This is a genomic window from Gemmatimonadota bacterium, assembly GCA_026705765.1.
Taxonomy (GTDB): domain Bacteria; phylum Latescibacterota; class UBA2968; order UBA2968; family UBA2968; genus VXRD01.
Genome location: JAPPAB010000038.1, coordinates 1 through 9,243, shown reverse-complemented (window position 1 = coordinate 9,243; position 9,243 = coordinate 1). Strand labels below are relative to the sequence as shown.

The 9,243-nt window shown below is 56.6% G+C and carries 6 protein-coding genes; 1 reads left to right on the top strand and 5 read right to left on the bottom strand.

Annotated features, from left to right (window positions below; all coding sequences use genetic code 11):
• Nucleotides 1–1,429: hydantoinase B/oxoprolinase family protein (locus tag OXH16_04845; protein MCY3680701.1), on the top strand; the 1,429-nt coding region annotated here is incomplete at its 5' end.
• A gap of 78 nt (nucleotides 1,430–1,507) precedes the next feature.
• On the opposite strand, the gene OXH16_04840 is transcribed toward OXH16_04845, so the two are convergent.
• The 5 genes from OXH16_04840 to OXH16_04820 all read right to left on the bottom strand — a co-directional run.
• Nucleotides 1,508–2,809: a neutral/alkaline non-lysosomal ceramidase N-terminal domain-containing protein gene (locus OXH16_04840; GenBank protein MCY3680700.1), complete on the bottom strand. Its 1,302-nt coding sequence runs from the start codon at nucleotides 2,807–2,809 to the stop codon at nucleotides 1,508–1,510.
• 20 nt (nucleotides 2,810–2,829) lie between these two features.
• Nucleotides 2,830–4,734, bottom strand: coding sequence for a CocE/NonD family hydrolase (locus tag OXH16_04835; GenBank protein MCY3680699.1), 1,905 nt, complete (start codon nucleotides 4,732–4,734; stop codon nucleotides 2,830–2,832).
• A gap of 46 nt (nucleotides 4,735–4,780) precedes the next feature.
• Nucleotides 4,781–6,862 carry a hydantoinase/oxoprolinase family protein gene (locus OXH16_04830; protein MCY3680698.1) on the bottom strand — a complete coding sequence of 694 codons (2,082 nt, stop codon included), beginning with the start codon at nucleotides 6,860–6,862 and terminating at the stop codon, nucleotides 4,781–4,783.
• Between the two features lie 30 nt (nucleotides 6,863–6,892).
• The gene (locus OXH16_04825) at nucleotides 6,893–8,623 is read right to left on the bottom strand and encodes a hydantoinase B/oxoprolinase family protein (protein ID MCY3680697.1); all 1,731 of its coding nucleotides are present in this window, start codon (nucleotides 8,621–8,623) and stop codon (nucleotides 6,893–6,895) included.
• 81 nt (nucleotides 8,624–8,704) lie between these two features.
• A partial coding sequence (locus OXH16_04820) for an MlrC C-terminal domain-containing protein (protein ID MCY3680696.1) occupies nucleotides 8,705–9,243 on the bottom strand: 539 nt, incomplete at its 5' end.

The following is a 9,243-nucleotide window of genomic DNA, read 5'->3' as shown; positions in this document are numbered from 1 at the left end:
ATGTATGATCTTTGACGCCAGGGCACACCTCGTGGCGCAGGGCAGCTACTCGGTGCCGTCCTTCACCGGAACGGCACCACAGACCATCGCTCACATGCTGCGTGCGTTTCCGGCCAACACGTTGAAACCCGGCGATGTCATCGCCACCAACGATCCATGGATGGGCACCGGTCACTTATTCGACATCAATGTCATGCGTCCGGTATTTCGTGGCGATCGCCTGACAGGGTTCACCATGAGTGTCACGCATCTGCCGGATATCGGCGGCAAAGGTATGGCGTCTGACTGCACAGAGGTGTACCACGAGGGCCTGCGCCTTCCCGTGTGCAAGCTAAGCGACGGTGGGCAGCTGAATGAACTCCTCCTCGATATCGTTCGCACCAACGTCCGCGTTCCGGAACAGACGGTTGGCGATTTGATGGCGAACGTCGCTTGTAACGAAGTCGGCGGGCGGGCCTTGCTGGAGTTCATGGACGAGTACGGTCTCGATGAGATCGAAACACTCTCCGACGCCATCAACGATCACGCCGAGGCCGCAATGTGCGAACGCATCGCCGAGATCCCTGACGGCTCTTATGCCAATGCCATTGTAATTGAGGGGCCGGGCCGGCCGGTTCAATTGGCCGCCAACGTCAGAGTAAACGGCAGTCATGTCGCCATAGATTTCACCGGCACTGAAGGCCCTGTGCGGGCCTCAATTAACGTGCCGTTCTGTTACACCCGCGCCCAGGCCAACTACGTGATCAAGTGTCTGACGATCCCCAATCTGCCGAACAATGCCGGCGCGGCACGGCCGATCGATATCTCGGCACCCGATCATTGCATCCTCAATGCGCAACCGCCGTGGGCGACCGGTGGGCGACATTCGGTGGGTCACTTCGTTGTCCCGCTCTTGATGGGTGCCATGGCGCCGGCCCTGCCGGACCGTGTCCAGGCCGACGCCGCAATGATGAATGTCTTCAGCGTCCAGGGACGTCACCGTGACGGCGAGGAAATCTCCTCACTCTTCTTTCTCGCCGGCGGGCTCGGTGCCATGCTGGGGCAGGATGGCCGCGCCGTCACACCGGCGCCGTCCAACATGACTGTGGTCCCCACGGAGGTCTGGGAAAACCGCACGTCCATCACCATCGAAAAGCGCGAAATCCTACCCGACACAGGCGGCGACGGGAAGTGGCGCGGCGGCGACGGCCAGGAAGTGGTCTTTCGTAATGACACCGGCCATCTCCTCGAGATCGCCCTAATGGGTCAGCGAACCGAATTTGCAGCCAAGGGGCTACAAGGCGGCGACGACGGGGCACTTCGCCGGTACGAAGTCAATGGTCAACCGGTCGACCCCAAATCGCGTGTCGAGCTGTCACCCGGTGATCGGATTTCGATGCGCGAGGCCGGCGGCGGCGGCTTTGGCTCAGCCGCCGAACGCAGGCGTTGACCTCTAAGGCGAAGAGCCAACAGCCCGGAAGTTGATTCTCTTGGAGGATATCCATGGGTGAAACCTGAATGTGATGGCCTACAGGTCGTGCAGATTGCGCAAGAGAGCCAGATTTTCTTCGACCAGGACGTCGTCGATGTTTTCAGCCAAAATGTACGCGCCGAAGGCTTTGGCCACCCAAACTTCGTACCCGCCGCGGTGTAGCGAATCCCGCGTGACGAAATAGCCATAGCTGCCACACGAAGTACTGGCGCAAAGCGTATATTGAAAGGGACTGTACTGGCGCAATCGAAGAACGATTTCTGCGAATGGCTCGCCGGGAAAAGGGACAAATGCAATCGGTCCGAGAGCAGTGATCACCTGCCGGTAAGTTGTGCCAGGTAACGGTTCGGTTTTGTGGGCATGGATAACGGCTTCCCAGTGTTTGTACTCGCACATGCCCTTCCCTGGCTCATCCTTTTCGGATTTAGTCAAGGCGAACTCCCGCTCGGCTTCTTCCAGTGGCGGCAGCGACCGGTAGGGCATCATGATGTCCCCGTTAATGATGGACAACGGCAGGTCCTGGAACGTCTTGATGGACCGGTACGCACGCATCGCATCCATTCCCGCTCGCGCTCCGACTTCCATGAGCGCCATTTCGCCGTCTCCGACGGCGCGGAGGCTATTAGTGCGGGGGGCGATGTCACCGACGGCACCGTTGACAAAGAAAACCGGAGCGCCCGTGAGGTGTTCCACCCGGTCGATCATGACACCTGGCCAATCGCGGGACACTGCCCTGTTGGCACTGGAGAAAACGGTTGGATGCGCGCCGTAGTGAATCAATGAGACAAGCGTCCCATCCTTCCCTTCAAATCGCAAAAGGGTCATCTCGGGATCATAAGGTCCCCAGGGATTGACACCCAGGGCAATCTCGTGGTTTTCAAGGACCTCTCGTCGGTTGACCCCCACGTCACTCTGCGTTGTGCCGATGCCTACAGTTACAGGTATGGGTGATTGAGCAGCTATGACGGCGGCTTCAATGCTTCTCTCGACGAGCCTATCGATATAGGGTTTGTCCTTTTCGCTCCATCCCCAGCAATCGATGGTGCAGGGTCCACTGTGAGTCTGGATAGCACAGACAGTGATATGATCCGAAGGGATGCCTGTTCGATCATAGATTCTCTGGCGAATGGACTCGACTTCGACATCATCTACAATGCACACATCAAGGCTCAAGATGACGGCTCTCACGCTATTTTGTTCCAGGTAGAGCGCATTCGCGTTGAGTCGGTCGCGTACGGATTCGGCCCTGCGGTCTGGATCCGGGTAGCCCAGCAGCAAGCATCCCAGATCTGGGGTAATATCCGTTCGTGCAAATCCGACCTGTAATCGAGTTTCCATGTGTTCTCTCCAATGAATGCTCAGACCGGGATCGTCGGCAGAAGCACGCCCGATGGGCGCTGCTTGTCCATATATACCGTGTTGCGTGCGGGTACCGTGTGTGTATGTCTCCCCATCGGTTCGCCCGTATTGGGATTCAGGTCCAGGCGGGGGAAATTGCTACTGGATATATCGATCCGAATCCGATGCCCGGCTTGAAACAAATTACTGGTTGGGGGCAGAGGAATCTGAACCCGATAGACTGCACCGGGTTCCATGAGTTCTTCCTGTTCCCAGCTATTTCGATACCGCGTGCGAATCACGGAATCCACGAGGTTCATTGCATATCCATCCGGATAGTCATCATTAGACGGCGCAAGGTCGATGAGCTTCGCGGTGAAATCGGTATCGGGAGCCGAGGAAGAAATCCACAATGTGACGATGGCGGATCCGGTTACTTCCAGATCCTCCTCCAGAGGAGAGGTCTGAAAGACCAGCACATCTGGCCGATCCGCCAGGAGTTGGTAAGGGGGATTTGCGCCGAATACGTCGGCAGATTCCCTTTGATGGGCAGGCCCGGGAATGACGATGTTGCGCAGTCGCGTGACCGGAGAGAGAAACCGGCTCCACATCTGATCCAGGTCGCCATCATCCTCGGGAAGTTCCATGATACCGCACAGACTGCCTCCAATCGTGGGTACCGGATTGGTGGGATCGTAGGTGAAGGACAGGGAAGGGCTTTCTTCATCAGGCTCATCCGCACTCAGCATGCCTTGCGAATGAAAGTGGTACTGAATGGAACGGGTACGGGCCAACGGCCACTCCCACTCACGACGCCATCTTCCTCCGTGATGGTATTTTCCCTCGTCTGTTTTGCGACCTGTTCCCCTGCCCATCACAAATATACTCACAGGTGGGCCGTCTTCCTTTCCCGAATCTCTTAGCCATGCGTCAAAAAACCGGCGTTGTTCTTCGAAGTAGCGGCTTACACCCCAAACGCTGTCAGATCCAAAATCTACATCTCCCGTGAAAGAAGAATCCCCTCTCATCCCCACGTGATTCCAGGGGCCCATCACCAGTCGCTGCGGCGAAGAGTTTTGTTTGGCCATTGCGGCAAAATAGCCCGTGACGGCTATCGCGTATGGGTCGTACCAGCCGCTTGAATAAGTGCCAGGAATATCCGCGTGGCGTTCGAAATTCCGCTCGAAATCGTTGTATTCCTGCTCCCAGAAACTATCGTACTCTCCCCGATGATAGTAGTCAAAAAGCGTTTTTTCGAGGTTGGGAACTGCAGATAGAGCAGTTTGACCGGGCTGAAACGGCATCGAAACGAGAAGCTCGCGAATCCCGCGGAGATCGTTCCAGACAGCGTCCTGCGCTTCAGGGTCATTCTGGATTTCCTGTGCGTCCTGAGCATGGAGGTAAAGCGCCCAGAACATGTGCATCTGCATGGCCCCGCCTTCTCGAGCCTGATGGTGATAGCTGTTAATAGGTGTTACGTCTGGCCAGATGGCGGTGAGATGTGGCGGACGGTGAAACGCCATTCGTGTCTGTACCAGAGCCGCGAAAGAACTGCCAACAGCCCCCACGCGTTTGTTTGACCAGGGCTGGGCAGCGATCCATTCTACCGTGTCATAGCCATCCAGACCATCGTTGATGTTGGCAACATGGAAGTACTGACCAAAACCTTCAGAAAGGTGTCGGCCTCGCAGGTCCTGGAGCACAGTCACATACCCGTGTGGCGTAAAGAAGTCTCCTATTTCCTCATATCGTGCATCGGATTTGTCATACGGGGTGCGACACAGAATTGTGGGAAAGGGCCCCGGCAGTGGATCTCCATCGCGTGCCGGACGGTAAATATCTGTGGCCAGACGAGTACCGTCCCGCATAGAGACCATGACGTTTTTCGACAGGACGATTCCGTATTCAGCTTCAGTATGAGGCATCCTTTGCTCCTCTGCCATTGGTGTATTCCAGAAGTCTCGCTCTGCTCTATACCCAGGTCAAAATCAGGTTCCCGTACGTATCTACGATTCCTCGGTACCCGGGGTGGATAACGGTCGTGGAATCAATTTCTTCAATGATCGCAGGTCCATCCAAAATATTCCCCGCGGCGAGGTTATAGCGGTCGTAAATCGGACAATCCACAAATCCATTGCGCTCGGAAAAGTAAACGGGCCGGCTGATTTTGAGAGCCGGAGCGTCTGAATTTGAATCGAGGCTACGGAGCCGGGGTTTTGCGATTCGGCCGATTGCTGAAAGGCGAAGATTGACAAATTCCGCAGGTTCTTCAGGAGCGCTGTATCCGTAGGCCCGGTCGTGTTCCCGATGAAAGTAGATCAGCAGGTCTTCAATCCCGGCTGGTGTGAATTCAGTTTCGGAAAGCGGCACGGTCAATTCATAGCTCTGGCCTACATAGCGCATATCTACCTGGCGGAGGAAATCCTTGTCCTTGTCCTGTACCCCCTCTTCCTCCAGTATCGCCCTCCCCTGTTGTTCCATATTGCGGAACGCTGTCGCCACCTTTTTGAGATCCAGCTTATCTACCCGGCATATAAATGTTGTCGAATAATCGTGCTTGAGATCTGTCACGAGCAGGCCCAGCGCCGAAGTGGTTCCTGGACTCATCGGAATCAGGGTAGTCGGTATCTCCATTTCTGCTGCCAGGCGGCAGGCATGTACCGGGCCTGCCCCGCCGAAGGCCACCAGCACGAATTCTCTCGGATCGTATCCCCGCTGAACAGAAACCAGCCGGAGGGCGTTGACCATGGCCGCGTTGGCGATTTCCACAATCCCGTGGGAGGCTTTTACGGGATCCAGTCCCAGCGGGTCGGCGCATTTTTGCTGAATCGCCATTCGAGCGGATTCCACGTCCAGTGCGATCTCACCGCCCAAAAAGTAATCCGGATTGAGGCGCCCCAGCACCAGGTTGGCATCGGTGATCGTGGGATCTTCGCCGCCCTTTCCGTAGCACACCGGACCGGGATCGGCTCCCGCGCTGTGTGGTCCCACCCGCAACACACCACCCGGATCTACCCAGGCGATTGACCCCCCACCGGCGCCGATTTCCACCAGATCGATGACGGGCGTGCGGATGGGATATCCCCCGCCTCTTGCTGCGCCCGCCTGAGCAATAGCCCCCACCTCGTAATCCTTAGTCACTTGAGGCCGCCCATCCTGTACGAGGCCCGCTTTGGCCGTTGTCCCACCCATGTCAAAAGAGATCACATTGGAATGACCCAGTGTATCGCCCAGATAGGTAGCCGCGATCACGCCAGCCGCGGGGCCTGATTCGACGAGAAAAACCGGTTTTTTAGCTGCCGCTCCAAAGGTCAGAACTCCTCCGCTGCTTTGCATGACCAAAAGTTGCGCCGTTAACCCTTCTTCTCGCAACCGGGCCTGGATGTTTTCCAGGTAGCGCGCAGCAACAGGCCGGATACAGGCGTTGATGACGGTGGTACTGGCCCGGAAATACTCCCGGAATTCCGGTGATACCTCCGAAGACAGCGACACCATCGCTTCGGGAAAGTCTCTCTTCAGAATCTCTCCAACTCGCTGCTCATGGACGGGATTGGTGTAGGCGTGAAGTAGGCAGACCGCGATCGATTCAACCCCCTCCCGGCACAGTTGGCTCGCCGCGACAGAGACGGCTTTTTCATCGAGAGACTCGAGAATATTTCCCCTCGCATCCAAACGCTCCGGCACACCGAAGCAGAGGTAGCGCGGTACCAGCGGCCGAGGCTTTTCAAACTGCAGGTCGTAAAGCGACGGACGGATCTGGCGCGCGATTTCAAGCAGATCGCGAAAGCCACCGGTGGTAATAAAACCCGTCCGAGCGGTTTTGCCTTCGATAATCGCATTGGTGACCACTGTGGTTCCGTGTACGATATAGCCCACTTCAGCCGGCTCAATTTCTGCTTCGCCCAGGATTCGACGGGTGGCTTCCATAAATCCGAGAGAAGGATCCCGCGGTGTGGACGACACCTTACCGACACGGATGTTTCCAGTTTCTTCATCGATGAGCGTTGCATCCGTGAATGTTCCACCAATGTCAATGCCCAGCCGGTACGCCATTTTTATGTTTCTCCAAAACCGGGTAGATGATCAGGTAATCTCACTCCGCAACCTCATTGTTTCTCCATCGTTCACACGCCAGACCTCCGTATCGATCTCCGCTCGGTAGATCTCCCTTGCTCGCTCCCGGCTGACCATACCATTTCGAACATCGCGCAACACGCGTTCGGGATCCCGCTCCGCGGGCAGACCGTAGCCGCCGCCACCGCAGGTACGATAGCTGACAATGTCCCCCGGTTGGAGTTGAACGGTAGTTTTCGAACCAAGTCGGACGGTTTCTCCATTCGATTTGAGGAAATAACTGGCTGTGCGACCAGGTTTGCCGCCGAATAGGCCCCTGGGCCCCATCCTATCCCGGTCAGCGAGGATGGTGAAGGAGGTTTCATAGTCGGGGAAGAGGTAATCACGCCGGAGGCCCAATCCGCCCCGGAATTTACCAGGACCTTCGGAATTTTCGACCAGTTCGTAGCGCGCAATGCGCACAGGGTAGTTAATTTCTGTTTCCTCGATGGGTGCGTTTTCGGTGTTCTGCCCATGAGTCTGAACGGCGTCCGGCCCATCGCTCGCGGCACGACCACCATAGCCACCGGCCAGGGTTTCCAAAAAACAGTAATACTCGCCTGTGCTGGCGATAATTCCGCCGAACCCCGCATGACATACCATGGCTTTGCTACCTGCTGGGATATGATCGGGAAATGCGGGGGCCAAAGCCCTTAGCATGACATCTGTCAGCCGCAATTGGGTCTCCCAGCCTCCGACAACTGGTGCGTGGGGTGAACAGTTGACGACCGTTCCCTCGGGCGCAACCATTTGAACCGCATTATAGAAACCCGCATTGACCGGCACATCCGGATCAATGAGGCACTTGAGAACATAGGCACAGGCGGAAAAAGTCATCGCCGCGGTTGAATTCACCGGAGCGCTACGCTGAACGTCAGAGCCGGTAAAATCGAAGCATATCTGGTCATTTTGAATACTGACTCGCGCGGCAAGGTGTACTGGCCGGTCCGTAAAACCGTCGTTATCCACCTGTCCATCCGCCGAAAAATCGCCATTCGGCAAATTTCCAATTTCCACGCGCGTGCGCCGTTCCGTGTAGGCAATCAATTCGCGAATGTAGAACGACACTGTGTCGCCGCCTATGCGATCGGCGAGAGCACATAAGCGGCGAACGCCTGTGTTATTGGCTGCGATTTGGGCACGCAGATCGCCTGCCATTTCGCGTTTCGAACGAATTTGCGCGAGGATGAGATCGAAGATATTGGGGACGAGTTCGCCCCGCTCAACGAGCTTGACCGGCGGAATGATGACGCCCTCCTGGAAGACTTCCCTGAAAGCACCGATGCTCGCGGGGGCCCCTCCACCTACATCCACATGGTGAGCCAGGTTGGCAACATACCCCAGGCAAGTGTTGTTGTGGTACACGGGTGAAATGAGGGTGATGTCATTCAGGTGTACGCCACCCAGGTAGGGATCGTTGGCCAGGATGGCGTCACCGGGACCCAGATTTTCAGCCCCGTATGCTTCCACCATCCGGGGTACAAGTAAGGACAGGGAGCCGAGGTGGACGGGCTGCGCGAAAGCCTGGGCGACGACCCGAACCCGGCTGTCAAAGAGGACACAGGAGAAGTCGGCTCGGGTTTTGATATTGGTGGAGTAAGCGCTGCGGCGCAGGGCAATCGCCATTTCTTCCGTGGCTTCGGACAGCGCATTGCGGATGACCTCAAATCGGATGGGATCAATCTGGTTGGCGTGTGGCATAGGCGCTCTTTCTGTATCAGTCCCAATGCTGGATGGAAGCGAGGGTGATCCAATATATGTGTTGGTGATGACATGCCCCATTCAATTCCGACGGAATACATCCGCTTTCGGAGAAAATGCCACGACATCATCCAGCGGAAAAATCGGTCGATTACAAATCGTATGTCCGAGGCTCTGCAAGTTCGCGCTCGTCGCCCCGGGGGCGTCAACATTGATCAACTTCGCGCACCAGTCGGCAAACATGCGGGGCTCGCAATGAGGCGACTTTACGACAACCAGGTCGAATTTCTTCGGATCCTGTCCATGAGCGTAAAACCACGATCGGTCAAACAGGCTGACTGGCCTTGTACCGACCACAAGAGCATAGTTGTCCGACTTGAGGACGGCGGTATTTCCCGAATTCCAGTGCCAGCCGAAGGTCTCGCTGCGAAAAACACCATCTGAAAGCAGGTGAACCCGGGCCTCTATTTCCAGAGGTTCGTACCTGACCCTGTCGAACGCGCCGCCTAAGGTAGTGCGGATGGTGGCGCCTATGCCCGCGCTGAAAGCTTTCTGGACGGCAGCGGGATCCACGATCGGTGCAAGGACCATCCCGGGATATTCCTGACGCATCAGTTCTC

What these genes read in the sequence shown, in the direction of transcription:
- OXH16_04835 (MCY3680699.1), bottom strand. Translation starts at nt 4,734, where the DNA reads ATGCCTCATACTGAAGCTGAATACGGAATCGTCCTGTCGAAAAACGTC.
- OXH16_04825 (MCY3680697.1), bottom strand. Translation starts at nt 8,623, where the DNA reads ATGCCACACGCCAACCAGATTGATCCCATCCGATTTGAGGTCATCCGC.
- OXH16_04830 (MCY3680698.1), bottom strand. Translation starts at nt 6,862, where the DNA reads ATGGCGTACCGGCTGGGCATTGACATTGGTGGAACATTCACGGATGCA.
- OXH16_04840 (MCY3680700.1), bottom strand. Translation starts at nt 2,809, where the DNA reads ATGGAAACTCGATTACAGGTCGGATTTGCACGAACGGATATTACCCCA.